General features: G+C 67.1%; 25 protein-coding genes and 1 tRNA gene. 18 read left to right on the top strand and 8 right to left on the bottom strand.

Going from position 1 to position 25,884, the window contains the following annotated elements; translation table 11 throughout:
- The first annotated feature begins 125 nt into the window (after nt 1-125).
- Entirely contained in the window at nt 126-1,346 is a 1,221-nt protein-coding gene (locus BTH_RS19950) for a S53 family peptidase (protein ID WP_009889641.1), read from the top strand.
- A gap of 268 nt (nt 1,347-1,614) precedes the next feature.
- Here the strand turns inward: BTH_RS19950 and BTH_RS19945 are convergent, their stop codons facing one another.
- Entirely contained in the window at nt 1,615-2,646 is a 1,032-nt protein-coding gene (locus BTH_RS19945; protein ID WP_011402091.1) for an SIR2 family NAD-dependent protein deacylase, read from the bottom strand.
- A 40-nt stretch (nt 2,647-2,686) separates the two neighbouring features.
- Nucleotides 2,687-3,571: a LysR family transcriptional regulator gene (locus tag BTH_RS34570; RefSeq protein ID WP_009889637.1), complete on the bottom strand. Its 885-nt coding sequence runs from the start codon at nt 3,569-3,571 to the stop codon at nt 2,687-2,689.
- A 132-nt stretch (nt 3,572-3,703) separates the two neighbouring features.
- Between BTH_RS34570 and BTH_RS19935 the strand changes: the two genes are divergently transcribed.
- Nucleotides 3,704-4,678, top strand: a complete 975-nt coding sequence (locus BTH_RS19935) for a quinone oxidoreductase family protein (RefSeq protein ID WP_009889635.1) — start codon at nt 3,704-3,706, stop codon at nt 4,676-4,678.
- A gap of 188 nt (nt 4,679-4,866) precedes the next feature.
- Here the strand turns inward: BTH_RS19935 and BTH_RS19930 are convergent, their stop codons facing one another.
- On the bottom strand, nt 4,867-6,906 hold the full coding sequence (locus BTH_RS19930; RefSeq protein WP_230589000.1) for a hypothetical protein: 2,040 nt from the start codon (nt 6,904-6,906) through the stop codon (nt 4,867-4,869).
- A 41-nt stretch (nt 6,907-6,947) separates the two neighbouring features.
- On the opposite strand from BTH_RS19930, the gene BTH_RS34565 reads away from it, so the two are divergent.
- From BTH_RS34565 to trmB, 3 genes are all read left to right on the top strand, one after another.
- Complete coding sequence (locus BTH_RS34565) at nt 6,948-8,165, top strand: hypothetical protein (RefSeq protein ID WP_154660001.1); 1,218 nt, start codon at nt 6,948-6,950, stop codon at nt 8,163-8,165.
- Nucleotides 8,166-8,590: 425 nt separating this feature from the next.
- Nucleotides 8,591-8,665 (top strand) — tRNA-Gly (locus BTH_RS19925).
- A gap of 160 nt (nt 8,666-8,825) precedes the next feature.
- Entirely contained in the window at nt 8,826-9,623 is a 798-nt protein-coding gene (trmB, locus tag BTH_RS19920) for a tRNA (guanosine(46)-N7)-methyltransferase TrmB (protein WP_009889630.1), read from the top strand.
- Nucleotides 9,624-9,782: 159 nt separating this feature from the next.
- Here trmB and BTH_RS19915 read toward each other — a convergent pair whose 3' ends face one another.
- From BTH_RS19915 to BTH_RS31535, 4 genes are all read right to left on the bottom strand, one after another.
- On the bottom strand, nt 9,783-10,613 hold the full coding sequence (locus BTH_RS19915; RefSeq protein ID WP_009889629.1) for an undecaprenyl-diphosphate phosphatase: 831 nt from the start codon (nt 10,611-10,613) through the stop codon (nt 9,783-9,785).
- 76 nt (nt 10,614-10,689) lie between these two features.
- A complete protein-coding gene (locus BTH_RS19910; RefSeq protein ID WP_009889628.1) occupies nt 10,690-11,271 on the bottom strand; it encodes a DUF1439 domain-containing protein in 582 nt (193 codons plus the stop codon).
- A complete protein-coding gene (locus tag BTH_RS19905) occupies nt 11,268-11,597 on the bottom strand; it encodes a YkgJ family cysteine cluster protein (protein WP_009889627.1) in 330 nt (109 codons plus the stop codon). Before BTH_RS19905 ends, BTH_RS19910 begins: the two co-directional genes overlap by 4 nt.
- A gap of 24 nt (nt 11,598-11,621) precedes the next feature.
- Complete coding sequence (locus tag BTH_RS31535) at nt 11,622-11,741, bottom strand: coproporphyrinogen III oxidase (protein ID WP_080511476.1); 120 nt, start codon at nt 11,739-11,741, stop codon at nt 11,622-11,624.
- 24 nt (nt 11,742-11,765) lie between these two features.
- Here BTH_RS31535 and hemN point away from each other — a divergent pair, with 24 nt between their 5' ends.
- The 4 genes from hemN (at nt 11,766) to BTH_RS19885 (ending at nt 14,592) form a co-directional block, all read left to right on the top strand.
- Nucleotides 11,766-13,160 (top strand): oxygen-independent coproporphyrinogen III oxidase, encoded by a 1,395-nt coding sequence (gene hemN, locus BTH_RS19900; protein ID WP_009889626.1) that lies wholly within the window; start codon nt 11,766-11,768, stop codon nt 13,158-13,160.
- Nucleotides 13,161-13,236: 76 nt separating this feature from the next.
- Nucleotides 13,237-13,494: a hypothetical protein gene (locus tag BTH_RS19895; RefSeq protein WP_009889625.1), complete on the top strand. Its 258-nt coding sequence runs from the start codon at nt 13,237-13,239 to the stop codon at nt 13,492-13,494.
- 106 nt (nt 13,495-13,600) lie between these two features.
- Entirely contained in the window at nt 13,601-14,254 is a 654-nt protein-coding gene (locus BTH_RS19890) for a protein-L-isoaspartate O-methyltransferase family protein (protein WP_009889624.1), read from the top strand.
- Between the two features lie 14 nt (nt 14,255-14,268).
- Nucleotides 14,269-14,592, top strand: a complete 324-nt coding sequence (locus tag BTH_RS19885) for a rhodanese-like domain-containing protein (protein WP_009889623.1) — start codon at nt 14,269-14,271, stop codon at nt 14,590-14,592.
- Between the two features lie 71 nt (nt 14,593-14,663).
- Here the strand turns inward: BTH_RS19885 and BTH_RS19880 are convergent, their stop codons facing one another.
- On the bottom strand, nt 14,664-15,992 hold the full coding sequence (locus tag BTH_RS19880; protein ID WP_009889622.1) for an aspartate aminotransferase family protein: 1,329 nt from the start codon (nt 15,990-15,992) through the stop codon (nt 14,664-14,666).
- Nucleotides 15,993-16,335: 343 nt separating this feature from the next.
- On the opposite strand from BTH_RS19880, the gene urtA reads away from it, so the two are divergent.
- The 9 genes from urtA to ureC all read left to right on the top strand — a co-directional run bounded on the left by urtA (nt 16,336) and on the right by ureC (nt 25,882).
- Complete coding sequence (urtA, locus tag BTH_RS19870; RefSeq protein ID WP_011402088.1) at nt 16,336-17,643, top strand: urea ABC transporter substrate-binding protein; 1,308 nt, start codon at nt 16,336-16,338, stop codon at nt 17,641-17,643.
- Between the two features lie 89 nt (nt 17,644-17,732).
- Nucleotides 17,733-19,361 carry an urea ABC transporter permease subunit UrtB gene (urtB, locus tag BTH_RS19865; protein WP_011402087.1) on the top strand — a complete coding sequence of 543 codons (1,629 nt, stop codon included), beginning with the start codon at nt 17,733-17,735 and terminating at the stop codon, nt 19,359-19,361.
- A gap of 1 nt (nt 19,362) precedes the next feature.
- Nucleotides 19,363-20,568, top strand: a complete 1,206-nt coding sequence (gene urtC / locus BTH_RS19860) for an urea ABC transporter permease subunit UrtC (RefSeq protein ID WP_009889619.1) — start codon at nt 19,363-19,365, stop codon at nt 20,566-20,568.
- Nucleotides 20,565-21,428, top strand: a complete 864-nt coding sequence (gene urtD / locus BTH_RS19855) for an urea ABC transporter ATP-binding protein UrtD (RefSeq protein WP_009889618.1) — start codon at nt 20,565-20,567, stop codon at nt 21,426-21,428. The genes urtC and urtD overlap by 4 nt, the downstream gene beginning before the upstream one ends.
- A 4-nt stretch (nt 21,429-21,432) precedes the next feature.
- Nucleotides 21,433-22,125 (top strand): urea ABC transporter ATP-binding subunit UrtE, encoded by a 693-nt coding sequence (gene urtE, locus BTH_RS19850; RefSeq protein ID WP_009889617.1) that lies wholly within the window; start codon nt 21,433-21,435, stop codon nt 22,123-22,125.
- Between the two features lie 194 nt (nt 22,126-22,319).
- Nucleotides 22,320-23,195, top strand: a complete 876-nt coding sequence (locus BTH_RS19845) for an urease accessory protein UreD (RefSeq protein ID WP_009889616.1) — start codon at nt 22,320-22,322, stop codon at nt 23,193-23,195.
- A gap of 220 nt (nt 23,196-23,415) precedes the next feature.
- A complete protein-coding gene (gene ureA / locus BTH_RS19840; protein ID WP_009889615.1) occupies nt 23,416-23,718 on the top strand; it encodes an urease subunit gamma in 303 nt (100 codons plus the stop codon).
- A gap of 89 nt (nt 23,719-23,807) precedes the next feature.
- Nucleotides 23,808-24,113 (top strand): urease subunit beta, encoded by a 306-nt coding sequence (locus tag BTH_RS19835; protein WP_009889614.1) that lies wholly within the window; start codon nt 23,808-23,810, stop codon nt 24,111-24,113.
- A 62-nt stretch (nt 24,114-24,175) separates the two neighbouring features.
- The gene (ureC, locus tag BTH_RS19830) at nt 24,176-25,882 is read left to right on the top strand and encodes an urease subunit alpha (RefSeq protein WP_025404114.1); all 1,707 of its coding nucleotides are present in this window, start codon (nt 24,176-24,178) and stop codon (nt 25,880-25,882) included.
- Nucleotides 25,883-25,884: the final 2 nt, after the last annotated feature.

Raw genomic sequence — 25,884 nt, 5'->3', positions numbered from 1 at the left:
CCCTTTTCAACGCTCGAAAACAGGCTCGGGGAATTCCCTCGTCACGCCGATTCTTATTTAAAAAGTCATTTCCGCTCCGTAGAATTCAAACAGACCACTCCATTTATTGATATGGAGAATGCAGCATGAAAAACAAATCCCTGCTGTCCATCCTGACAACGGCCGCCTGCATTCAGGCATTCGCGGCGACGGCCTCGCTCGCGCAAGGCTCCGCGCATCCGCCGTCGTACGTCGAAGGCACTCGCGCGCCGAAAGGCTTCGCGCGACCTCCGTTCCACACGAATCCGGCGCGCTTCTCGGCAACGACCGCCTCGGGCCAGTCGCCCGCCGCCGTGCGGCACGCGTACGGCTTCGACTCGATCGCGAACCAGGGCGACGGCATGATCGTCGCGATCGTCGACGCATACGACGATCCGAAGATCGAATCCGATCTCGGCGTCTTCAGCAAGCATTTCTCGCTGCCGCCCTGCACGACGTCGAACGGCTGCTTCAAGAAGCTCTACGCGAACGGCAAGAAGCCGCGCGCCGACGCCGGCTGGTCGCTCGAGATGTCGCTCGACGTCGAATGGGTGCACGCGATCGCGCCGAAGGCGAAGATCGTGCTCGTCGAAGCGGCGTCGAACAGCTTCAACGATCTGATGACCGCGGTGGACGCGGCGGTCGGCGCCGGCGCCTCCATCGTGTCGATGAGCTTCGGCGGCAGCGAATTCAGCTCGGAAACCGGCTTCGACAGCCACTTCAGCGCGCCGTCGCATGTCACGTTCGTCGCATCGTCCGGCGACAGCGGCAACGGCACCGAATATCCGGCCGCGTCGCCGTACGTCGTCGCGGTCGGGGGCACGACGCTCGCCGTCGACGCATCCGGCAACTACATCGGCGAAACCGCGTGGAGCGGCAGCGGCGGCGGCGTCAGCACGTACGAACCGGAGCCGTCGGGCCAGGCGCTGTGGCCGATTCCGTACGCCGGCAGCCGCGGCGTGCCCGACGTCGCGTACGACGCGAATCCGAGCTCGGGCTTCGCCGTGTACGACTCCGTCACCTATCAAGGGCAATCGGGCTGGTTCGTCGTCGGCGGCACGAGCGCGGGCGCGCCGCAGTGGGCGGCCCTCTTCGCGATCGCGAACTCGATGCGCGCCGCGGCCGGCAAGGCGACGCTCGCCGGCCCGTACAACCAGCTCTATACGGTCGGCAAGCTGGCGTACGGCAGCGACTATCACGACATCACGTCGGGCACCAATGGCGGTTGCGGGACGATCTGCACCGCGAGCGGCAGCTACGACTATGTGACGGGATTGGGCTCGCCGCAGGCGCTCAACCTGGTTCAGGCGCTCGTCGCGCAGCCCTGACGCGTTCGCCGGCCGACCGACGCCACGCGGCCGGCGGCCCCGCGCGGAGCATTCCGTCGCGCGGGCCGATCGCGCACGAGCGGGCGTGTGAGGCAACCCAAAGCGGCGGTGCGCGCGGGCGCCGCCTCTTTCGCTTTTACCTGCGGCGCTGCGCTCGCCGCCGAAATTCCGTCAATCGTTCGCCCAACGGCCGGCAACGGCACGGACCGGCACGCGCAAGCGTGCGAATCGCCCGCACGGTAGCGGCCGTCGCGCGCGTGGTCGGCCGTCAATCCCGCCGCCACGCTTCGTCGAGCGCGCGCAGCGTCTCGAGCGCGCCGCCGGGCAATCCGATCACGTCGCCGCGCCGCGCGTGCGCTTCACGGACGTTGATTCGGATCACGTCGTCGCCGATGCGTTCGCTGAAGACGCGCACCGTCGGTACCGCGGTGCCGGCGCCGATTTCGACCACCGCCACGCGCCCCGCACGCGCGAACCAGTCGCGCAGCGCATCGTGCTGCGCGTCGTAGCGCGCGCCGAGCCAGCCCGCGTCGTCGAACATCAGGATGTTCGGCCGCGCGATGCCGCCGCAATGCGGACACGCGGGGACGTCGCCGACGAGGCTGCACGCCGGCTCGTCTACGACAGGCGCGAACGATCCCGCATCCCATGTGTGCGCCGAGCAAGGGCTCAGGCACTGCATCGCATGAATCGAGCCGTGGACTTCGACGATCCGCTCGGGATCGAAGCCCGCCGTCTGGAACTGGCCGTCGACGTTGCTCGTGAACACGAAGCCGCCGTCGCGCATCGCGCCGATCCAGCGCCGCAGAATGCGAAACCCTTCGTGCGGAACGGTTGCCCGGTACATCGCGAGCCGATGGCCGTAAAAGCCCCACGCGAGGCGCGGACGCTCGCGAAACGCGCGCGGCGACGCGATCTCGTGGAACGCGTAGCCGACATGGCCGAGCGCCGGATACGCGCGCCACAATCCCTCGACGCCCCGGAAATCCGGCAGCCCGGAATCGATGCCCATGCCTGCGCCCGCCGTGACGAGCAGCGCATCGGCGCGCGACAGCGCACGAACGGCCGCGTCGATGAGCTCGGCGGCGACGGGCGATGCGGCTGCGCGCATCTCGGAAGGCGGGTTCGAAGGCGGGCGGCGTGAATCGGACATGGCGCGGCGTTCTCGCTTCAAATTTCGTTCGAAGTCGGGACGATCATACGCTCGCGCGGCGTGCCGCCGGAAACGTTTTGGACTTTGAGCGACGAGCGACGAGTGGCGAGTGGCGAGTGGCGAGTGGCAAGTCGCAAGCGCAGGCACGATCGATCGATGCGCGTCCTCAGGCGCACCCGCCGCGCGATCAGCGCGCCGCCGCGCTCGACCGCTGCAACGCGGGCGTGCGCTGCACCCGCTCGGCGATGAAATCCATCACGGCGCGAATCGGCGGCGACGCCTTCAATTGCCGATGCACGACGAGCCAGATGTCGCGCGCGAACGGCTCGGCGTCGACGTCGAGCTCGACAAGATCGTCGCTCGCGGCCGGCAGGAACCGCGGCAGCATTCCGATTCCGGCGCCGGCGCGCGTCGCCGCATATTGGCTCGTGATGTCGCCGAGCCGGCATGCGATCGCCCGCTTGCCCGCGACCTTCTTCAGCCATCGCTGCTGCGGCATATCGTCGAACGGATCGTCGTAGCCGACGAATTCCCAGCGCGCCGGCTCCTGCAGATACGGATAGCGCCGCGCCGCATAGAGCGCGAACTCCATCGCGCCGATGCGACGCACGACGTTGTCCGCCTCCTTCGGGCGCACGAGCCGCACCGCGACGTCCGCCTCGCGGCGGCTCAGCGACACGCTCTGCGCCTGCCCCGACAGCGCGAGCTGGATGCCCGGATAGCGCTCGCGAAACGCGGTCGTCTCTTTTGCGAAGAAGTTCGTGACGAGCACGGGCGGCGCGCTGACGACGACCATGCCCGTCAGTTGCGAGCGCTCCGCCTGGACCGTGCGCTCGATCGCGAACGCGCCCGCCTCCATTGTCGACGCGATCTCGAACATCCGCCGGCCGACGCCCGTCAGCGTGCAATGCCGCGCAAAGCGCTCGACGAGGCGCGTCTGCAATTCGGTTTCGAGCATCGTCACGCGCCGGCCGACAGTCGCATGGTCGGCGCCCAGCTCGCGCGCCGCGCCCGACAGCGTGCCGACGCGCGCGACCGCCAGAAAGTGCCGCAGGTTTTCCCAATCGAACATCGGTGCGATTTTCCACAGGTGCAGTGCAGATTCGGGGAATTTACACCGGATCGCGTCGGGCCATAACCTTGGCTCCGATGCGCGTCTCCGCGCCTTGCTACCCGTTCCGTTCATCACGTGGGAGAACACACCATGACGCTTGCGATGGCGATCACGCAAACCGGCGGCCCCGAAGCACTGAAGGCGATCGAAATCGACGTTCCCGAACCGGGGCCGCTCGATGTGCGCATCAGGCAATCGGTGATCGGCGTGAACTTCGTCGATACGTATTTCCGCAGCGGGCTGTATCCGGTCGCGTCGCTGCCGGCCGTGCTCGGCTTCGAAGGCGCCGGCGTCGTCGAAGCCGTGGGCAGCGAGGTCACGCGGCTGCGGCCGGGCGACCGCGTCGCCTACACGGGCGCGCCGATCGGCGCTTATGCCGAATCGCGCGTGCTGCCCGCCAGCCGTCTCGTCAGGATTCCCGATGCGCTGTCGTTCGAGACGGCCGGCAGCTCGATGCTGCGCGGCCTCACAGCACACATGCTGCTGCACAAGGTGCATCCGACGACGCGCGGCGACTGGATTCTCGTGCACGCGGCGGCGGGCGGGCTCGGGCAGATCGTCGTGCGATGGGCGAAGCGGCTGGGCGCTCAAGTGATCGGCACGGTGGGCTCGGCGGGCAAAATCGAGCTGGCGCGCGTAGCGGGCGCCGATCACGTGCTGCTCCACGCCGATCCGGGCTGGGCCGACGAAGCGGTGCGCATCGCGGAGCGCCGGGGCGTGCATCTTGCGGTCGACGGCATCGGCGGGAGCATGGTCGCGCAGACGCTGCGCGTCGTTCGCCCGTTCGGCGTCGTCGCGAGCCTCGGCCAGCCGGCGGGGCCGATACCGCCCGTGCGCGTCGAGGATCTCGGCTTCGCGCGCTCGATCGGCCTGATGCGGCCCAGCTCGCTTGCGTACGCGAATGATCCGCAGTTGTATGCGCGCGGCACGAGCGATCTGCTCGACGCGCTCGCCGACGGGATGGTCGCGCCGGTCGGCGCGCGCTATGCGTTGAGCGATGCGGCGCGCGCGCACGCCGAGCTCGAAGCGGGGAAGACGGTGGGGAGCGTGATATTGACCGTGTGATGCACGCGACGACGTCGCGCCATGCACATCGCGCATGCAGACACGCGCGTCGCCTCCTGCGCGCCCCGGGTTTCATGCGCATCGCACGGCGACGCGCATGACGAGACATCGACATGGACCGCCGGCGGCGGCCGGCGCCGTTCACGCCACATCGACGGGAACGTGCCGGCCGCCTCCCGGCGACACCGTCACATGAAGAGTTGCACTTCCTCCCGCTTCGCGTTCTTGAGCGGAAACGCCGTGACGACCATGCCGTTCTGCCGCAGCACGATGCGAACGTTGCGGAACACGGCCACGCGAGCGCCGTCGCGGAACGTGAAGCGGCCATAGGTACGCACGACCTTGCCGTCCGCCGTTCGCGTTTGCACATATTGCGCGTCGACATCGGTCAGCGCCGCCATGACGACTCGGGTCAGCGTATCGCGAGAATCGACCGACAATGCGCGCCAATCGTTTCGATGGCCGTCATCGCCGCCACCGCCGCCCGGCGCCCAGATATGCTCGAGCCCATACCCGAAGCGCTGCCCGGGCCTGCCTCTCGGGTCGTTCAGATAGACGATGCCGAGGTTATCTCCCGTCGCCGCGCCATCGTGCGCGATCGCGGCCGTCTGCGACGCGAATTCGTCGCGACGCATGCCGGCGGGCATCTCCGTCCTTTGCCGGTCGAACGAGCGCACGAGCGCGTCGAATTCGCGGTTGTCGGCCATTCGACTCGCCAGATAATAGCGGCCGCCCGTCTGCAACTGCGGCGGCACCGCGATCGCATCGTCTTGCCGCTTGATCTTGCGCTTCGCTTTCTTCACGCATTCCCAACCCTGCTCCGCCGCTTCGCGCGCTGCGTTGTTGTCGGCACAGCTCGCCTTGACGACCTTCTTCTTGCGTTGCCTCAGGTTGGACGGCTCGTTCGGCTTCGCCCGGCTATCCGATACCTGGACGATGTTTTCCGCGGCACTGAGCGCATTCGCCGCGCGCTCGGTATCGGCGAGCAGCCACCCATCCAGCCGCGCATTGCCGGTCGTCAAACGAAGCGGCGCCGCCGCACCGGACGCGCTATCGACGTTGTACGCGTTGATCTGTTGAAGCAGCGAGCGAATCGTGGACGGCGGCAGTTCGCCGACAGCCGCGATCGCCTCGCGGTCCTGCATCGTGCAGGCTTGCGGCCCGCTTTCCTGTCGCATGTTCGGCCGATCGCGGCAGAACAGGACGCCCATCGCGACATCGAAATCCGGCGCGTCGCCGCCACCGATCTCGTCCGCCTCGTACACGGTCAGATCGATGTTTGCCGGCAACGGCTGCGTCGTGACGAGGTCGATCTGCGTATCGGGCATCGGGCCGCTCGCGCTGGTCGAGCAAATGCTGGGCGCACCGAACAGACGCTCCCACCACCACGCGGATAGCGACGTGATGCCCTGAATGAAATCCTCGAAGCAGCGCTTGCTGCGATGATGCGAATTGGAACCGTCGGCAAGCGGCACCGTACGCTGTTCGACGAATGCCAGCGTGCGATTGTCGCGCTGAACGGACGACACATCGATCGCGGATCGGGCAAACGCGTCGAGGCCGTCGCGCGAAAGCGCCGAGCGGATCGGGTCGGCGATCTCCCGCCCCGCCACGATGCTCGAGCCTTGCACGACGGCCTCATTGGCGGTCACGATCACGCTGTCGGACCATTCCGATTGCGCGCTCGTCTTCGGCACCACGTACGCCGTGAATATCAAATATTTGACGTCCTTAGGAATAGGCCGCCACAAGAGCTTCGATTCGGTGCTTTCAGACAGCGCCGACGGCGCGCTGTTGCCGAACGTCACCGCGATCGCCGACGGCGACACGCGTGCGGCGATGCTGGCGTTGGCCGCGCGCAGCGTGAACAGGTTGGTGTTGCTGTCGTCGCGCTCGACGAGCACCTTGACCGAGCGCACGGCGTCGGTTTGCCCGAGACGCGCTACCGAGAGGTGACTCACGCTCTTCACGTCGCCGCGAAAATTCGGGAACACCATTGTGTTCGCGATTTGCTCGACAAGGCCACCGTCGCCCGCGGTCTGACGCTCCTCCACGAAACCGAGCGACTGGGCGCCTGCCGCCGCCGACCAACCGATCAGCGCGGAGAGCACCGACGCCGCGATCAACCGCTTTGCGCAAATCCGATTAGGCATGCAATTCCCCCAAATAGTTAGGAACACGAATCGAAATTCGTAAATTACAATTACATTACCAATGAAACTTGTCAATAACCCATACTCATTTCGCGTGTATTAATGCGATCGTTCACTTGAGCTTGAGCCATTCGACAAAAGCTCGCCGCATACATGCAGAGCGCGACTCACGCTTCGAGCAAGGAGAAAAATCCTGCTATTTATCAGGTGCATACGAGCAATCACAACACCGCGCGAAACCTGTATTCGTTGAACTGCCGCAGCGCGATTCCGCGACGACAAAAAGACACAAAACACAGAATGACTGGAAAGATCGGCATTCGAATGGCAACGGGCAGGCAGGCTCGCCACGCGTCGCCCAAAGCGCGGCGATGCGGAAAATTCATCAGGGCTTCCACTGCTACCGCCCATCACTTGCGATGCCGACAAGGACCGGATATCGCATCGAAATAGCGTACTCGCCGGCGGCCGATACGCGTGATGCGCGTCAGCGAGCGATTCGTCTCGAACGCCGGCACATCGGGCAGGAATCATCACGCGCGTCACGCCGAGGCGGCGATATCGGTCGCTCTTCTCGCCATGACGGCGTTCGGGTGATCGCCATTCCCGATAATCACCCCGATATCCGATTCAGATCGCATGCGTCGATTACCGTCAGCGCACCGATCCATGGCCTGTCACGACAATCGGTCTCCTTCAACTGTTCGCCCACCGCCGATGCGCATGCCAACCAGCATGATTCTTCCCGCTGCTCCATCAATCGGCAGCGGCAACAGACGGGGGTCGTTGCAGAAAGAGATCGGCGCCGGAGTTTCCGGTTTACGGGAATCAGGACGCGATCGGGCCAGCTCGCAGACCGCTTGCCATCCGATTACGCGTTCGATCACTTCCGATTCGATGCGCGCCATCTCCTCGACGCCGTACCGAGCGCCGACGATCGCAGCGAGCGCACCGCGAGCCGGTTCATCTGCGTTGCTGGAAGACGAATGAGGTATTGGTCGATGAACCGCGCCGCCGCCGTCCGGTCCGTTGCGAAATGCCCCCGAACATTCCGGCGCCGCGAACGCCCGCGTCACGCATTCCGCATTTCGGTATCGCACTATTGCGCCTTATTGCCATCCCCCCCAAACCCTGTAGAATTCCCAGTTCCGCGGGCGTCGTATAATGGCCATTACCTCAGCTTCCCAAGCCCCAGCGCGTTAATCAAAACCACTATTCACGCGCCTTCTCACGTCGTATTTCCTCCTGAGTCCACGAAGAACCGCTGTTCATGCGGGGCTCCCGGCGATGCCAGTTTTCATGCCAGCGCCAATCTCAAGAAGCTGACGATATAGCGGCGCATATTGCATCAATTCGCCGACCACATCGAACCCAAACACGGGCCGTCATCGCTCATCGGATCGACAATTCAGTTCAGTCCCAAGAAATTACGAGCCACCGGTGACAACTTGGCGAGATCGATCCCGAGCCCTTCACCATAGATTCTTCGAAGTACCCGCTGCTCCAGCTTACCCAACTCGCGATCGAGATCTCCAACGTTATGGCACATGTCGTAAGCCGCTAGATATCCATTTCGCCGCAGCATAAGCACGCTACCTACTGCACGCACCTCAAATCAACATACCGAAAGACATATCTCCGATCTCACCACTGCCAGCGATGCCACCGCTCCAGCATCGAGCGATGCCAGTTTCGCTACCACCGCCCAAAACCACCCGCTTGCCATCCCCACGTCAAACCCTGTACAATTGCGCGTTCTGCGGGCGTCGTATAATGGCCATTACCTCAGCTTCCCAAGCTGATGACGTGGGTTCGATTCCCATCGCCCGCTCCACTTTCCCGGCTATGGATGCCATCCGCAGCCGAAGCACGCGAAGCCGCCTCGTCGAAGGCGGCTTTTTCGTATTTCATACGCAGTAAGGGCGGCCCGTCCAGCACGACGCCGTCGCGCGCCGCGCATCCGGCCCGCCCCTCGCCTTTCATTCATTGTCACGATGAACCACGACGACCCGAACGCCTCCGGCGTGCCGCACGACGACGCCAATGACGCCGCCCCCGCTTCGGCAAGCGACGCCGCTCGAGCCACCGGCCACGCCGACGACGAATCGAGCCCGCTTCATCTGCGCCGCATCCGCAGCTTCGTCACGCGCGCCGGCCGCGTATCCACCGGCCAGCGCCGCGCGATCGACGAGCTCGGCCCGCGCTTCGTCGTCCCGTACGACAATGCCCAGCCGGACTGGGACACGGTCTTCGGCCGCCGCGCGCCGCGCGTGCTCGAGATCGGCTTCGGGATGGGCGCGTCGACGGCCGAGATCGCCGCGCATCGCCCGGGCGACGACTTCATCGGCGTCGAGGTGCACGAGCCGGGCGTCGGCGCGCTGCTGAAACTGATCGGCGAGCAGCAACTGTCGAACATCCGCATCATCCAGCACGATGCGGTCGAGGTGCTCGAGCACATGATCGCGCCGGACAGCCTCGACGGCGCGCACATCTTCTTCCCGGACCCGTGGCACAAGGCGCGCCATCACAAGCGCCGGCTGATCCAGCCGCCGTTCGTCGCGCAGCTTGCCGCGCGGCTCAAGCCGGGCGCGTACCTGCATTGCGCGACCGACTGGCAGAACTATGCGGAGCAGATGCTCGAGGTGCTGGGCGCGGACCCGTCGCTCGAAAACACCGCGCAAGACTATGCGCCCCGCCCCGACTATCGCCCGGTGACGAAGTTCGAGCGCCGCGGGCTGCGGCTCGGGCACGGCGTATGGGATCTCGTGTTCAGGAAGAAGCGCGCGGGCTGACGCGCGACGCCGCGCCGACTGCGCGCGGGGTCGGCCGGACTGCGCCCGGGCGCATCGAAGGTTCGAATTGAAGGTTCGACACGGCGGCGCGCGCGCCGCCGCGATCGGCAAGTATCCGGGCGAAGCAGCGGAGAACGGCCGCCGCCGCGACGCCGGACCTCAGATCCACTCGATCCAGCCGCTATACCCTACAAGCAGCACGAACAGCCCGAACACGATCCGGTACCACGCGAACGCCGTGAAATCGTGCGACGCCACGTAGCGCAGCAGCCAGCGCACGCACGCGAACGCGCTGACGAACGCGGCAGCAAGGCCGATCGCGAACAGCCCGATCGAATCGACGTTGAACGCGTGCCAATCCTTCGCGGTTTCGTACAGTGTCGCGCCGAAGATGACCGGAATCGCGAGAAAGAACGAGAACTCGGTCGCGACGCGCCGCTCGAGGCCGAACAGCATCCCCCCGATGATCGTCGAGCCGGACCGCGACACCCCCGGAATCAACGCGAAGCACTGCGCGAGACCCACCTTCAGCGCATCGAGCGGCGTCAGCGCGTCGATCGACTGCACGCGCGACGGCTTGCCCCGTTCGCGCTGCCGCCCCTCCACCCACAGGATCACCGCGCCGCCGACGACGAGCGCGACGGCAACAGGCACCGGCGCGAACAGCACCGACTTGATCGTTTTCTCGAACAGCAGCGCGAGCGCGATAGCCGGGAGGGTCGCGATTACGACGTTCATCGTGAATCGCCTCGCTTCGCGCTGCGCAGGCAGCCCGGTCACGACGTCGACGATCCTGCGGCGATATTCCCAGCACACCGCGAGAATCGCGCCGAACTGGATCACGACGTCGAACGTCTTCGCCTGCTCGGGATGAAAGCGCAGGAAGCTGCCCGCGACGATCAGGTGCCCGGTGCTCGACACCGGCAGGAATTCAGTCAGCCCCTCGACGATGCCGAGCGCCAGCGCTTTGCAAATCAGTATCCAGTCCATCCGTGGCCCGCTTTCGAAGTGAATCAACCGAGGCCGCGGAACCGCCGCGGCCGCTGCGGCCGCGGGCGACACGACGTCATTTCTCGACGATCGCCACGCGTATGCCGTTTGTAAGAATTGTGATTGTACCGGGTTCGTAATTCACGCCGGCGAATTGCAGCTGTTCCGGCTTGAACGTGTAGATCGGATAGTTGGTCAGCAACTGGGTCGCGAGCAGGCCCGCCGCCGCGCTGATCTGCTGCGTGTACAACTGCGCGTCGCCGTCGACGTTCACGCTGTCGACGGCGGGCGCCTTCAGCACGACGGAGCGGCTCGGCTCGTCGTACGCGAGCTGGCCCGACACGGTGAACTTGCCGTTGACGGGCGCGCGCAGGAACGGGCTCTCGAAGCGCGCGTCGAGCCGCACCGCGACGCGATTCTGGTCCGGCAGCAGCCCGACGACCGGATTCGCGAGCGCGACGTCGATCACCTGCGCGACCGTCTTCTGATACGGAAACTTGCGGGCGACCGCACGCTGCACGTCGCCTTGCGAGAACGTGTAGTGATCGGGGATGAACGGAAACGTCGACGCGCACGCGGCCAGCGAAACGGTGACGCCCGCGGCCGCGCACGCGGCAATCAGGAAGCGGCGCCGCCCGGGCGCGCTCGTATGGGTCATGCTGAATCTCCTGCAGAGGCAAACAGTGCGGCGGGCCGCGTGTCGGCTTCGAGCCGGGCGAGCCATGCGAGCGCGTCCGCGCGCGACGCACCGCACATCTCGTCGCTCGGCCGCAGTCCCGAGCAGCACGCGGGGCGCTCCGGCCGGCCGAAGATCGCGCAGCGCTCGCCGTCGAGCAACTGTGCGCAGCGCACGCCGGCGGGCTTGCCATTCGGCATGCCGGGAATCGCGCTCGAGATCGACGGCGCGATGCAACACGCGCCGCAGCCTTCGCGGCACGCATGCGCGGACGCACTCCCCGAACTCACGGCAATTTCGCCAATCATCACATCAAGTATCCAAAATCCACGTCAATCGCCACGCAACGCCCGGCAGGCGGCCGCATGCGGAATCCGTATTGTGCCATTCGCCGCTGCGACGTTATTACACAATTCAATGAAACCGACGGTTCCTATACTGGTCGACGTCATAGAGCACGACTTCGAGCTTCCAGCATGACGCAGCCGATTCCGTCCGAGGCGCTGTTTCGCCCCGATCTGCTCGCCAAGTACACGGCGAACGGCCCTCGCTATACGTCCTACCCCACCGCCCCTCAGTTCCGCGAAAATTTCGATCCCGCCGACTACATCCGCGCGGCGGCCGACCCGGGCGCGTCCGCCAGCGATCTGTCACTCTATTTCCACATCCCGTTCTGCGCGACCGCGTGCTTCTACTGCGGCTGCAACAAGATCGCGACGCGCAACCGCAAGCGCGCGCGGCCGTATCTCGATCAGTTGAAGCACGAGATCGCGTTGCAGGCCGCGCTCTTCGATCCGGAGCGGACCGTCACGCAGCTCCACTGGGGCGGCGGCACGCCGACCTTCCTGTCGCAGGCCGAGACGACCGAACTGATGGCGGCCACGCGCGAGTACTTCACGCTTGCGTCGGATCGCACCGGGGAATTCTCGATCGAGATCGATCCGCGCGCCGCGTCGCCCGCGACGCTCGTCCATCTGCGCACGATCGGCTTCAATCGCGTGAGCCTCGGCGTGCAGGACTTCGACCCCGACGTGCAACGCGCGATCAACCGCGTGCAGCCGCTCAAGATGACGTCCGACCTCGTGCGCGCCGCGCGCGCAACGGGCTATCACTCGATCGGCATCGATCTCATCTACGGGCTGCCGCACCAGACGGTATCAAGCTTCGCGCGCACGCTCGACACGGTCGTCGAGCTCGAGCCCGACCGGCTCTCCGTGTTCGGCTACGCGCACATGCCGCATCTGTTCAAGATGCAGCGCCAGATCGACGCCGCCGCGCTGCCGCCCCCCGCGACACGCATCGCGCTGCTCGGCCTCGCGATCGAGCAGCTCACCCGCGCGGGCTACGTGTACATCGGCATGGACCATTTCGCGCGGCCGGACGACGAGCTCGTGCGCGCGCAACGCAACGGCACGCTGCAGCGCAACTTCCAGGGCTACAGCACGCGCGCGGACGCCGACCTGATCGGCATCGGCGCGTCGTCGATCGGCAAGGTCGGCGACGTCTACGCGCAGAACGCGAAGGACTTGCCGCGCTACGGCGCGGCGCTCGCCGACCAGCGGCTGCCGATCGTGCGCGGCGTGAAGCTCTCGGCGGACGACCGGCTGCGGCGCGACGTGATCACGCACCTGATGTGCAACCTCGTGCTGCCGTTCTCGCACGTCGAGGCCGCGTACGGCATCCGCTTCGCGAACAAGTTCTCGAGCGAGCTCGACACGCTGCGCGGCTTCGAGCGCGACGGCCTGCTGTCGATCGGCGCAGATCGTCTGACGATTCATCCGGCCGGGCGTCTCCACGTGCGCAACATCGCGATGGTGTTCGACGCGTATCTGTCGGGCGCATCCGAAAACCGCTACTCGAAGACCGTCTGAGCGCGGCCGCGCCGCGCGCTCGGCGCGCGTTGTTGATAAAGTGGCGGTTTCATCGCACTTTCGTTTTTGACGCACGATGCGCACCACGCAAGCGACCCGCGCGGTCGAACGCCTGAGAACCCGCACCGGGAACCCGCAGTATTCGGCGGTAGGCATGCCGGGCGGCCTCTTCTACCTCGTCGACCGCTCGGGCGGCGCCGCCGAGAAGCTCTGCACGCCGCTGCCGCTCGAGGATTTCGTCGCGTTCGTCGACGGCCTCGGCCCGAAGAAGCCGCGCAAGGCCAGCAAGCTCGACGTCGCGTTCGAGCAGCAGATCAAGAACAGCAAGCGCTAGCCGCCTCGGACCGCAGGCGTTCTGAAGGCAAGACCTCGACCCCGTTTGGTACAATCCGAGAGTTTTTCGTCCCCCCGCTGACGGCCGTCCAGGCCCGCATGACACCATGAATATCGAAAAAGCACGTTTCAACATGATCGAACAGCAGATCCGGCCTTGGGATGTACTGGATCAGGACGTCTTGAGCCTGCTGTCGGTCGTCAAGCGTGAGAACTTCGTGCCGGCCGCGTATCGCGACCTGGCGTTCGCCGACGTCGAGCTGCCGCTGCCGAATGGCCAGAAGATGCTGTTCCCGCGCGTCGAGGCGCGCGTCCTGCAGGAGCTCGCGGTGAAGAAGCACGAGAACGTGCTCGAGATCGGCGCGGGCTCCGGCTACATGGCGGCGCTGCTGGCCGCGCGCGGCCAGCGCGTGACGACGGTCGAGATCGATCCGGACCTCGCGAAGTTCGCCGAGGAGAACCTGAAGAAGAACGGCGTGACGAACGCCGAGGTCGTGCTCGGCGACGGTTCGCGCGGCTGGCCCGCGAAGGCGCCGTACGACGTGATCTGCGTGTCGGGCGGCCTGCCCGTCGTCCCGCAGGAGCTGCTCGAGCAACTGAAGGTGGGCGGCCGCCTCGCGGCGTTCGTCGGCGGCCGGCCGGTGATGAAGGCGCAGATCATCACGCGCATCGACGACAAGCAGTATCGCGTCGCCGACGTGTTCGAAACCTACGTTGACCACCTCGTCAACGCGATGGAGCCGTCGCGCTTCAAGTTCTGAGACGATTCGCACCGATGCAGATCCTGACCGCCACTGCCCTCGCCGAATGGCTGCGTGATCCGGCGCGCCCGGCGCCCGTCGTGCTCGACGTGCGCGAGCCGTGGGAGATCGCGACCGCAAAGATCGACGGCAGCGTGTCGATTCCGATGCAGCAGATCCCCGCGCGCAGCGAGGAGCTCGACGACGAAGCGCCGATCGTCTGCGTGTGCCATCACGGAATGCGCAGCGCGCAAGTCGCGATGTTCCTCGAATCGCGCGGCTTCACGAAGCTCTACAACCTGCAAGGCGGGATCGACGCGTGGTCGCGCGACGTCGATCCTTCGGTGCCCCGCTATTGAGCACGCATCGAAGCGGCGCACGCGATGCGCGCCGCTTCGTCTGAGCACCGCGCCCGTGCGCCCGCTCCCGCCTACTCCGTTTCCTTCAGCGCCTGCGCGACGATCGAGAACAACTCGACGATCTGCGCCTCCTCGACGATGAGGGGCGGCGAGAAAGCGAGGATGTCGCCCGTGTAGCGAATCATCGCGCCGTTCGCGAAGCACTTGACGAACACTTCGTACGCACGCGCGCCCGGCTTGCCGTCGCGCGGCTTCAGCTCGACGCCGCCGACGAGGCCGAGATTGCGCACGTCGATCACGTGACGCGCGTCCTTCAGCTTGTGGATCTCGCGCTCGAAGATCGGCGCGATCTGCGCGGCGCGCGTCAAGAGCCCTTCGCGCTCGTACAAGTCGATCGTCGCGACGGCCGCCGCCGCCGCGAGCGGGTGCCCCGAATACGTATAGCCGTGAAAAAGCTCGATGCCGGCCGGCGCGCCGTCCACGATCGCGTCGTGGATCGCGCCGCTCGCCGCCACCGCGCCCATCGGCACCGCCGCGTTGTTCGTGCCTTTCGCCATCGTCAGCAGATCGGGCGTCACGCCGAAGAACTGCGACGCGAACGGCGCGCCGAGCCGCCCCCAGCCGGTGATCACCTCGTCGAAGATCAGCAGGATGCCGTGCTTGTCGCACAATTCGCGCAAGCGCTCGAGATAGCCTTGCGGCGGAATCAGCACGCCCGTCGAGCCCGCGACGGGCTCGACGATCACTGCGGCGATCGTCGATGCGTCGTGCAGCGCGACGAGCCGCTCCAGTTCGTCCGCGAGATGCGCGCCCCAAGCGGGCTGCCCTTTCGAGAACGCGGCCTCCTTCAGGTTCAGCGTGTGCGGCAGATGATCGACCGACGGCAGCAGCGCCCCCGAATACGCCTTGCGGTTCGGTGCGATGCCGCCCACCGAGATGCCGCCGAAGCCGACGCCGTGATAGCCGCGCTCGCGGCCGATGAAGCGCGTGCGCTGCCCTTCGCCGCGCGCGCGGTGATACGCAAGCGCGATCTTCAGCGCGGTGTCGACCGCCTCCGAGCCGGAGTTCGTGAAGAAGATATGCTTCAGGTCGCCCGGCGTGTGGCGCGCGATCTTCGTCGCCGCCTCGAACGCCTTCGGGTGTCCCATCTGAAACGTCGGCGCGAAATCCATCTCCCGGGCCTGCGCCTGCACCGCGGCGACGATCTCGTCGCGTCCATGCCCCGCGTTCACGCACCAGAGGCCCGCGGTGCCGTCGAGGATGCGGCGGCCGTCGTGCGACGTGTAGTACATCCCCTTCGCCGCGACGAGCAGGCGCGGCGCTTCCTTGAACTGCCGGTTCGCGGTGAACGGCATCCAGAACGCGGAGAGGTCGGGGGTCTGCGAAACGTGCTCGGTCATGGAAAGCTCCTCGGAAATCGATCGAACGATATCTGGAAGATGTCGCGATGCGCGCTGACGGGGGCGGCGCGCGAGCGCCGCATCGATGGAAATTCGCCTTGAGAGTGTAAGCACGCGGCTCGCGATGCACAACCATGCAGCATGCGCGTGCACGGTGCTGCACCGCGACGGACCATGCGATGCGCGCACGCGGGCGTCGCAGGCACCGCGCCGCATCGCCGAAAGCCCCGCCGACGGGCGCGCGCACGCGCGCCGGCACGCATCTGGCACATGCCTTGCGTAACCGGTTCGCCGCGCGTCCGCTCCGGTGCGCGCCCACACTCCAACAGGCAAGGGGAACTCGATGAAACGTCGCAGTCTTTTGAAGTTCGGATCGATGGCAGGCGTCATGGCGCTCGCCGGGCAAAGCCCCCTCGCGCGCGCGGCGGATTCGGGCAAAGGCCCGATCAAGGTCGGCATCCTGCATTCGCTGTCGGGCACGATGGCGATCTCCGAGACTTCGCTCAAGGACACCGCGCTGATGACGATCGCCGACATCAACAAGAACGGCGGCGTGCTCGGGCGGCAGCTCCAGCCCGTCGTCGTCGACCCCGCGTCGAACTGGCCGCTCTTCGCCGAGAAGGCGCGCCAGTTGCTCACGCAGGACAAGGTCGCGTGCGTGTTCGGCTGCTGGACGTCGGTGTCGCGCAAATCGGTGCTGCCCGTGTTCGAGGAGCTGAACGGCCTGCTCTATTATCCGGTGCAGTACGAGGGCGAAGAGATGTCGCGCAACGTGTTCTACACGGGCGCCGCGCCGAACCAGCAGGCGATTCCGGCCGTCGAGTACATGATGAGCGCCGAAGGCGGCGGCGCGAAGCGCTTCTTCCTGCTCGGCACCGATTACGTCTACCCTCGCACGACCAACAAGATCCTGCGCGCGTTCCTGAAATCGAAGGGCGTGAAGGAATCCGATATTCAGGAAGTCTACACACCGTTCGGGCATAGCGATTACCAGACGATCGTCGCGAACATCAAGACCTTCGCGCAAGGCGGCAAGACCACCGTGATCTCGACGATCAACGGCGATTCGAACGTGCCGTTCTACAAGGAGCTCGGCAATCAGGGGCTCAAGGCGACCGACGTGCCCGTCGTCGCGTTCTCGGTCGGCGAGGAGGAACTGCGCGGCATCGACACGAAGCCGCTCGTCGGGCACCTGGCCGCGTGGAATTACTTCATGTCGGTGAAGGGGCCGGCGAACGCGAAATTCAAGGAGCAGTTCGCCGCGTGGGTGAAGTCGCAGAACCTGCCGGGCGGCGCGAAACGCGTGACCAACGATCCGATGGAAGCGACGTTCGTCGGCATCCACATGTGGAAGCAGGCGGTCGAGAAGGCGAAGAGCACCGACGTCGACCGCGTGCGCGCGGCGATGATCGGCCAGAGCGTGGCCGCGCCGTCGGGCTTCACGCTGACGATGGACGGCAACCATCATCTGCACAAGCCGGTGATGATCGGCGAGATCCGCGGCGACGGCCAGTTCAACGTCGTCTGGAAGACGAAGACGGCGATTCGCGCGCAACCGTGGAGCCCGTTCATCGCGGGCAACCAGGGCAAGCCCGATGTGGTGAGCTCGATCCCCGCGTTCCTGCGCCGCGCTCGCGCGGCGCTCGCCTGACGTCCGTGCGGACGCCGCGCGAGCGCGCGGCGCCGTCATCGCGCGCGGCCGCGCCGCGCGCCTTCTTCTCCTTTCACGAGGACATACCGATGCCCACGCCTTTGAGCCGCGCCGCTCGCGCGCTCGCGGCGCTCGCCGTCTGCGCGGCGCTGTCGCTCGGCGCGCCGAGCGCGGCGCACGCGGTCACGGCCGCCGACGTCGCCGCGCTCGCCGGCGACGACTTCGATGCGAAGAGCGCCGCGATCGACCATCTCGCCGCCGAGCGCGACGCCGCCGCCGCCGCGCTGCTGAATGCGCTCGCGAACGGCGACGCGCTCGCGACCGACGCGGGACGCATCCTCGTCCAGCACGGCGACGCCGCGCGCGACGCGCTGACGAACGCGCCCGCGCAGGCGGGCGACGCGCAGCCGGTGATGCTCAACAACCTGCTGCGCACGAAGATCGCGAACGCGCTGTCGGGGCTCGATCTCGCGTCGCCCGCTATCGACACGCGCCGCCGCGCGATCGATGCGCTGCTCAAGAGCCCGGATGCCGCGCTCAAGCCGATGATCGACGCCGCGCGTGCGAAGGAAACCGATCCGGTGCTCAAGCGCCGCCTCGACGCGCTATGGGCGATCGCCGCGCTGCGCGACGCCGATCCCGCGAAGCGCCTCGAAGCGGTGCGGCTCGTGGCCGCGCGCAGCGATCTCGACATGATCGAGCAGTTGCGCCCGCTCGTCGCGAAGCGCTCCGACGGCAGCGATGCGGAACCCGATGCCCGCGTGCGCGAAGCCGCGCAGCACGGGCTCGACGCGCTCTATGCGATCCAGCGCCGCGGCGAGATCGCGGGCACGCTGTTCGCGGGGTTGTCGCTCGGCAGCGTGCTGCTGCTCGCCGCGCTCGGCCTCGCGATCACGTACGGCCTCATCGGCGTCATCAACATGGCGCACGGCGAGTTCCTGATGATCGGCGCGTATGCGACCTACGTCGTGCAAACGCTCGTGCAGCGCTATCTGCCGGGCGCGTTCGACTGGTATCCGCTCGCCGCGATTCCGGCGTCGTTTCTGGCGGCGGCCGCGCTCGGCGTCGTGCTCGAGCGCACGGTGCTCAGGCACCTGTACGGCCGCCCGCTCGAGACGCTGCTTGCGACGTTCGGCGTGAGCCTGATCCTGATTCAGGCGACGCGAACGATTTTCGGCGCGCAGAACGTGCAAGTCGTCAATCCGTCCTGGATGAGCGGCGGCGTGACCGTGATGCAGAACCTGATCCTGCCGTACAACCGCCTCGCGATCCTCGCGTTCGCGCTCGCCGTCGTCGGCGTCGCGTGGGCGGTGTTGACGAAGACGCGCCTCGGCCTGTTCGTGCGCGCGGTCACGCAGAACCGCCGGATGGCCGCCTGCGTCGGCGTGAAGACGGCGCGTGTCGATTCGTATGCGTTCGCGTTCGGCGCGGGCATCGCGGGGCTCGGCGGCTGCGCGCTATCGCAGATCGGCAACGTCGGCCCGGATCTCGGCCAGAGCTACATCATCGATTCGTTCATGGCGGTCGTGCTGGGCGGCGTGGGCCAGATCGCGGGCACGGTGCTCGGCGGCTTCGGGCTCGGGCTCGTCAGCAAGGCGATCGAGCCGTTCTGGGGCGCGGTGCTCGCGAAGATCGCGGTGCTCGTGATGATCGTGCTGTTCATCCAGAAACGCCCGCAAGGGATGTTCGCCCTGAAGGGCCGCAGCGCGGAGGCGTGACATGACTTCGACAATCCGTTCTTCCCTTGCCGTCGCGCGCGGCGCGTCGCCCGCTTCATCCACGGCATCCGCCGCATCCGCTTCACCCGCCGCGCCGCGCTTCGCGCTCGGCCTGCCGCCGCGCCCCGCGCTGCTCTCGCGCCGCGCGTGGCTCGCGCTCGTCGCGCTGTGCATCGCGGTCGGCATCGGCGTGCCGCTCGCCGCGCTCGTCGCGCCCGAGTCGAGCGCGTTTCATCTGTCATCCTACGCAATGACGCTCGCGGGCAAGCTGATGTGCTACGCGATCGCCGCGCTCGCGCTCGATCTCGTCTGGGGCTACTGCGGCATCCTGAGCCTCGGGCATGGCCTGTTCTTCGCGCTCGGCGGCTATGCGATCGGCATGTACCTGATGCGCGCGATCGGCCGCGACGGCAAGTACGGCAGCGATCTGCCCGACTTCATGGTGTTCCTCGACTGGCACCGGCTGCCGTGGTACTGGAGCGGCACCGAGCATCTCGCGTATGCGCTCGCGCTCGTCGTGCTCGCACCCGCCGCGCTCGCGTGGGTGTTCGGCTTCTTCACGTTCCGCTCGCGCGTGAAGGGCGTGTATCTGTCGATCATCACGCAGGCGACGACGTTCGCCGCGATGCTGCTCTTCTATCGCAACGAGACGGGCTTCGGCGGCAACAACGGCTTCACCGATTTCAAACGCATCGCCGGCTTCGCGATCACGTCGCCCGGCACGCGCTGCGCGCTGTTCCTGATCACGTTCGCGGCGCTCGTCGCATCGTTCGTCGCCGCGCGCGCGATCGTCACGAGCAAGCTCGGCCGCGTCGTCACCGCGATCCGCGACGGCGAGACGCGCGTGATGTTCCTCGGCTACAGCCCGCTCGCGTACAAGCTGTTCGTGTGGGTTGTGTCGGCCGTGCTGTGCGGCATCGCGGGCGCGCTGTACGTGCCGCAGGTCGGCATCATCAATCCGAGCGAGATGTCGCCCGCGAACTCGATCGAGATGGCGATCTGGGTCGCGGTGGGCGGCCGCGGCACGCTGATCGGCCCGATCGTCGGCGCGTTCGCCGTCAACGGCGCGAAGAGCGTGTTCACCGCGTACTTCGCCGAATACTGGCTGTTCTTCCTCGGCCTCATCTTCGTGCTCGTGCCGCTCGTGCTGCCGCGCGGCATCATGGGCCTCGTCGAAGCCGTCACGCGCAAGGCAACGTCACGATGAACGAGAACGTTACGATTCCCAAGCTCGCGCTGCCGGACGGCGGCGATCGGCTCGCCGTCAGCGGCACGGCGCAGATGTCGCACGTCGTCACGCCTGGCGCGATCGACACGTCGCACGGCGCGATTCTCTATCTAGAGGACATCGAAGTGAGCTTCGACGGCTTTCGCGCGCTCAGGAAGCTGTCGCTCGCGATCGACGTCGGCGAGTTGCGCTGCGTGATCGGCCCGAACGGCGCCGGCAAGACGACGATGATGGACGTGATCACCGGCAAGACGCGGCCGGACTCGGGCCACGCGTTCCTCGGCCAGACGCTCGACCTCGCACGGATGACCGAGCCGCAGATCGCGCGCGCGGGCATCGGCCGCAAGTTCCAGAAGCCGACGGTGTTCGAGCAGCATCCGGTGTGGGAGAACCTCGAGCTCGCGATGGCGGCCGACAAGCGCTGGTTCGCGTCGCTGCGCGCGCGGCTCGATCGCGCGGCGCAGGCGCAAATCGAGGAGACGCTCGCGCTGATCGGGCTCGAGGACAGCGCGTACCGGCTCGCGGGCGAGCTGTCGCACGGGCAGAAGCAGCGGCTCGAGATCGGCATGCTGCTGATGCAGCGCCCCGCGCTCTTGCTGCTCGACGAGCCCGCAGCCGGCATGACCGACCACGAGACGATGGAGCTCGCCAAGCTGCTGAACACGCTGCGCGGCACCTGCTCGATGATGGTCGTCGAACACGACATGGAGTTCGTCGCGGCGCTCGCAGGCGACACGGGGCGCGTGACGGTGATGGCGGAAGGCGCGGTGCTCGCGCACGGCACGCTCGCTCAGGTGAAGCGCGACGAAGCGGTGATCGAGTCTTACCTCGGACGATGACGCGATGCTGACAATCGAATCGCTGAACCAATACTACGGCGGCAGCCACATCCTGCGCGACGTGAGCCTCACCGCCGAAACGGGCCGGCTCACCGTGCTGCTCGGGCGCAACGGCGTCGGCAAGACGACGCTGCTGCGCTGCCTGATGGGCGTCGTGCCGACGAAAAGCGGCAGCATCGCGTGGCGCGGCAAGCCGCTCGGCGCGCTGCCTCCCCACGCGCGCGTCGCGTCGGGCCTCGCCTATGTGCCGCAGGGCCGCGACATCTTCGCGCGGCTCACCGTCGAGGAGAATCTGCTCGTCGGCGCGGCGAGCCGCAAGGCGCCGTCCAAAGTGCCCGACCGGATCTACACGCTCTTTCCGGTGCTCAAGGACATGCGCGCGCGACGCGGCGGCGACCTGTCGGGCGGCCAGCAGCAGCAGCTCGCGATCGGCCGCGCGCTGATGAGCGAGCCGCAATTGCTGATCCTAGACGAGCCGACGGAAGGCATTCAGCCGTCGATCATCCAGGACATCGGCCGCACGCTGCGGCAGCTCGTCGACGAAACGAAGATGACCGTGCTGCTCGTCGAGCAGTACTACGATTTCGCGCGTTCGATCGCCGATCGCTACTGGGTGATGAGCCGCGGCGAGATCGTCGCGGGCGGCGCGGGCAGCGAGATGGACGCGCACGGCGTGCGCGAGCTGATCGCGGTCTGAGCGTCGGTCTGAGCGTCGGTCGGCGCGCGGGGCGGGCGACGCCCGCCGGCTCGCGCGGGGCGGATCGCGAACGGCGGCTGCACCGCGCACGCCACGCGCGCGCGGTGCGCGCGCGCACACGCGCCTTCCACACCCGTGCGCGGCTGCAAGCGCTATCCTGTGGCATTACCGCGCCCGCTTCTCCGATTCGACCGATGTCCGCCCACGACCCCCACGCCTCGCTCGCCCGCCCCGCCGCCAAGGCATGGCACGCCCGCCTCGAACTCGGCTTCGAGCGGCAGCCGGGCGGGCGCACGGCGCTCGCGCATCGGCGGCATGTCGGCCCGCTGCGCGTGCAGCGCGCGCTCTATCCGGAAGGCGACGCGATCTGCCACGCGGTGATCGTGCATCCGCCCGGCGGCGTCGCGGGCGGCGACCGGCTCGAGATCGACGTGAAGCTCGACGCCGGCACGCACGCGGTGCTCACGACGCCCGGCGCGACGAAGTGGTACAAGTCGAACGGGCTCGACGCGCGGCAGCGGATCGACATCGACGTCGGCGCGCGCGCGAAGCTCGACTGGCTGCCGCAGAACAATCTGTTCTTCGACGCCACGCATGCATCGCTCGAGTTCGTGCTGAAGCTCGGCGACGGCGCGAGCGTGCTCGGCTGGGACGCGGCGCAGCTCGGCCGCCAGGCCGCGGGCGAAGCGTGGTCGACGGGCAGCGTCGCGTCGTTCTCGAAGATCGTCGGGCCGTCGGGACGAGCGCTATGGGTCGAGCGCGCGCGACTCGATGCCCGCGATCCGCTGCGCGCCGCGCCGCAGGGGCTCGGCGGCTTTCCCGTGTACGGCACGCTCTGGGCGCTCGGCCCCGCCTGCACGAACGCGCTCGCCGAATCGATCGCGCCCGCGCTGCCGTTCGACGACGCGCTGCGCGCGGGCGTCACCTGCATCGCGCCCGGCACGATGCTGATCCGCGCGCTCGCGCATTCGATGGAAGCGCTGCAGCATCTGTTCGCCGAGCAATGGCTCGCGCTTCGCCCGATCGTCCACGGCATCGACGCGAAACCGCTGCGCCTCTGGCAGACCTGATCTCCGCACTTTCCTGACGCACACCTTTCGAAAAACGCGCCAACACGGTGCGCGCCGCACCGTCGCGCGGCACGAACGCGCGCAAAAAACGCATGGCACGTGCCTTGCTCCCTTACGCTCGAAGGCTTCGCCGCACGCGCACGTTCGCGGTGCTACGATAACTTGCCGATCGCCGCGATGCGCGCCTCGCATATATTACGTTTTCCAAAATGTTTCTTTCATGAAACTGACTCCCCGAGAAAAAGACAAGCTGCTGATCTTCACGGCCGCGCTCCTTGCCGAACGCCGCCGCGCGCGCGGCCTCAAGCTCAACTACCCGGAGACGATCGCGTTCATCACCGCCGCGCTGATGGAAGCGGCGCGCGACGGCAAGACGGTCGCCGAAGTGATGCATTACGGCACGACGCTGCTCACGCGCGACGACGTGATGGAAGGCGTGCCCGAGATGATTCCCGACATCCAGGTCGAAGCGACGTTTCCCGACGGCACGAAGCTCGTGACCGTCCACCACCCGATTCCGTGAAGGCGCGTCATGATTCACCGCATGGTTCATTTCCTCCCGCACTCCGGCAACGGAATCCGCGCCCTTCGCCAGCGCCGCCGGAGGGCCGCATGATTCCCGGCGAACTCGTGACCGGCGACGGCGAGCACGAACTGAACGCCGGCCGCCGCACGATCGAGCTCGTCGTCGCGAACACGGGCGATCGCCCGGTGCAGGTCGGCTCGCACTATCACTTCCACGAAGTCAACGATGCGCTGTCGTTCGATCGCGCGGCCGCGCGCGGCTTTCGGCTGAACATCGCGGCCGGCACCGCGGTGCGCTTCGAGCCGGGCCAGACGCGCACGGTCGAGCTCGTCGAGCTCGCGGGCGCGCGCGCCGTCTACGGCTTCCAGGGCAAGGTGATGGGGCCGCTCTGAGCGCCGGCGCCGCGCTGCGTTCCGCTGACACGCCCGCACGGGCATCCGAAGGATTCGACGACATGACATTACGTTTGAGCCGCCGCGCGTATGCGGAAATGTACGGGCCGACGACGGGCGACCGCATTCGCCTCGCCGACACCGAGCTGCTGATCGAAGTCGAGCGCGACTACACGATCTACGGCGAGGAAGTGAAGTTCGGCGGCGGCAAGGTGATCCGCGACGGAATGGGCCAGTCGCAGCTGAGCGCGGCCGACGTGGCGGACACGGTGATCACGAACGCGGTGATCCTCGACCACTGGGGCATCGTGAAAGCGGACATCGCGATCAAGCACGGGCGCATCGCGGCGATCGGCAAGGCCGGCAATCCGGACATCCAGCCGGGCGTGACGATCGCGATCGGCGCGGCAACCGAGATCATCGCGGGCGAAGGCCTGATCGTGACGGCGGGCGGCATCGATACGCACATCCACTTCATCAGCCCGCAGCAGATCGACGAGGCGCTCGCGTCGGGCGTGACGACGATGATCGGCGGCGGCACGGGCCCCGCCACCGGCACCAACGCGACGACCTGCACGCCGGGGCCCTGGCACATGGAGCGGATGCTTCAGGCGGCCGACGGCTGGCCGATCAACCTCGGCTTTCTCGGCAAGGGCAACGCAAGCCGGCCGCAGCCGCTCGTCGAGCAGATCGAGGCGGGCGCGATCGGCCTCAAGCTGCATGAGGACTGGGGCACGACGCCCGCCGCGATCGACAACTGCCTGACGGTGGCGGACGACACCGACACGCAGGTCGCGATCCACACCGACACGCTGAACGAAGGCGGCTTCGTCGAGGCGACGGTCGCCGCGTTCAAGGGCCGCACGATCCACACGTACCACACCGAAGGCGCGGGCGGCGGCCACGCGCCCGACATCCTGAAGGTATGCGGCGAGCCGAACGTGCTGCCGTCGTCGACGAATCCCACGCGCCCGTACACGATCAACACGCTCGACGAGCATCTCGACATGCTGATGGTCTGCCATCACCTCGACCCGTCGATCGCCGAGGATCTCGCGTTCGCCGAATCGCGGATTCGCCGCGAGACGATCGCGGCCGAGGACATCCTGCACGATCTTGGCGCGCTGTCGATGCTGTCGTCCGATTCGCAGGCGATGGGCCGCGTCGGCGAAGTGATCATCCGCACGTGGCAGAGCGCGCACAAGATGAAGATGCAGCGCGGCGCGCTCGCCGAGGACAGCGCGCGCAACGACAACTTCCGCGCGAAGCGCTACGTCGCGAAGTACACGATCAATCCGGCACTCACGCACGGCATCGCGCACGAAGTCGGCTCGATCGAGCCGGGCAAATGGGCGGACCTCGTGCTGTGGGAGCCCGCGTTCTTCGGGGTCAAGCCCGCGATGATCATCAAGGGCGGGATGATCGCGGTCGCGCAGATGGGAGATCCGAACGCGTCGATCCCGACGCCGCAGCCCGTTCATTACCGCGAGATGTTCGCCACCCGCGGCGGCGCGCTCGCGCGCACGTCGCTCACGTTCGTGTCGCAGCTCACGCTCGACGCGGGCATCGGCGCGCGCTATGGGCTCGCGAAGCGGCTCGTGCCGGTGCGCGGCTGCCGCACGGTGACCAAGCGCGACATGATCCACAACGCGTGGCAGCCGGCCATCAGCGTCGACCCCGAAACCTACGACGTCGTCGCCGACGGCGCGCTGCTCACCTGCGAGCCCGCCGCCGTGCTGCCGATGGCGCAACGCTACTTCCTGTTCTGAAG

This window comes from Burkholderia thailandensis E264 (assembly GCF_000012365.1).
Classification (GTDB): domain Bacteria; phylum Pseudomonadota; class Gammaproteobacteria; order Burkholderiales; family Burkholderiaceae; genus Burkholderia; species Burkholderia thailandensis.
Note: the sequence above shows the minus strand (reverse complement) of the source record. Positions and strands in the feature narration are given on the sequence as shown.

What these genes read in the sequence shown, in the direction of transcription:
- BTH_RS19885 (WP_009889623.1), top strand. Translation starts at nt 14,269, where the DNA reads ATGCAGATCCTGACCGCCACTGCCCTCGCCGAATGGCTGCGTGATCCG.
- BTH_RS19890 (WP_009889624.1), top strand. Translation starts at nt 13,601, where the DNA reads ATGAATATCGAAAAAGCACGTTTCAACATGATCGAACAGCAGATCCGG.
- BTH_RS19905 (WP_009889627.1), bottom strand. Translation starts at nt 11,597, where the DNA reads ATGATTGGCGAAATTGCCGTGAGTTCGGGGAGTGCGTCCGCGCATGCG.
- BTH_RS19910 (WP_009889628.1), bottom strand. Translation starts at nt 11,271, where the DNA reads ATGACCCATACGAGCGCGCCCGGGCGGCGCCGCTTCCTGATTGCCGCG.
- BTH_RS19895 (WP_009889625.1), top strand. Translation starts at nt 13,237, where the DNA reads ATGCGCACCACGCAAGCGACCCGCGCGGTCGAACGCCTGAGAACCCGC.
- BTH_RS19880 (WP_009889622.1), bottom strand. Translation starts at nt 15,992, where the DNA reads ATGACCGAGCACGTTTCGCAGACCCCCGACCTCTCCGCGTTCTGGATG.
- urtD (WP_009889618.1), top strand. Translation starts at nt 20,565, where the DNA reads ATGAACGAGAACGTTACGATTCCCAAGCTCGCGCTGCCGGACGGCGGC.
- ureA (WP_009889615.1), top strand. Translation starts at nt 23,416, where the DNA reads ATGAAACTGACTCCCCGAGAAAAAGACAAGCTGCTGATCTTCACGGCC.
- urtA (WP_011402088.1), top strand. Translation starts at nt 16,336, where the DNA reads ATGAAACGTCGCAGTCTTTTGAAGTTCGGATCGATGGCAGGCGTCATG.
- BTH_RS19845 (WP_009889616.1), top strand. Translation starts at nt 22,320, where the DNA reads ATGTCCGCCCACGACCCCCACGCCTCGCTCGCCCGCCCCGCCGCCAAG.
- urtC (WP_009889619.1), top strand. Translation starts at nt 19,363, where the DNA reads ATGACTTCGACAATCCGTTCTTCCCTTGCCGTCGCGCGCGGCGCGTCG.
- BTH_RS19915 (WP_009889629.1), bottom strand. Translation starts at nt 10,613, where the DNA reads ATGGACTGGATACTGATTTGCAAAGCGCTGGCGCTCGGCATCGTCGAG.
- BTH_RS31535 (WP_080511476.1), bottom strand. Translation starts at nt 11,741, where the DNA reads ATGACGTCGACCAGTATAGGAACCGTCGGTTTCATTGAATTGTGTAAT.
- urtE (WP_009889617.1), top strand. Translation starts at nt 21,433, where the DNA reads ATGCTGACAATCGAATCGCTGAACCAATACTACGGCGGCAGCCACATC.
- BTH_RS19935 (WP_009889635.1), top strand. Translation starts at nt 3,704, where the DNA reads ATGACGCTTGCGATGGCGATCACGCAAACCGGCGGCCCCGAAGCACTG.
- hemN (WP_009889626.1), top strand. Translation starts at nt 11,766, where the DNA reads ATGACGCAGCCGATTCCGTCCGAGGCGCTGTTTCGCCCCGATCTGCTC.
- trmB (WP_009889630.1), top strand. Translation starts at nt 8,826, where the DNA reads ATGAACCACGACGACCCGAACGCCTCCGGCGTGCCGCACGACGACGCC.
- BTH_RS19950 (WP_009889641.1), top strand. Translation starts at nt 126, where the DNA reads ATGAAAAACAAATCCCTGCTGTCCATCCTGACAACGGCCGCCTGCATT.
- BTH_RS19835 (WP_009889614.1), top strand. Translation starts at nt 23,808, where the DNA reads ATGATTCCCGGCGAACTCGTGACCGGCGACGGCGAGCACGAACTGAAC.
- ureC (WP_025404114.1), top strand. Translation starts at nt 24,176, where the DNA reads ATGACATTACGTTTGAGCCGCCGCGCGTATGCGGAAATGTACGGGCCG.
- BTH_RS34570 (WP_009889637.1), bottom strand. Translation starts at nt 3,571, where the DNA reads ATGTTCGATTGGGAAAACCTGCGGCACTTTCTGGCGGTCGCGCGCGTC.
- urtB (WP_011402087.1), top strand. Translation starts at nt 17,733, where the DNA reads ATGCCCACGCCTTTGAGCCGCGCCGCTCGCGCGCTCGCGGCGCTCGCC.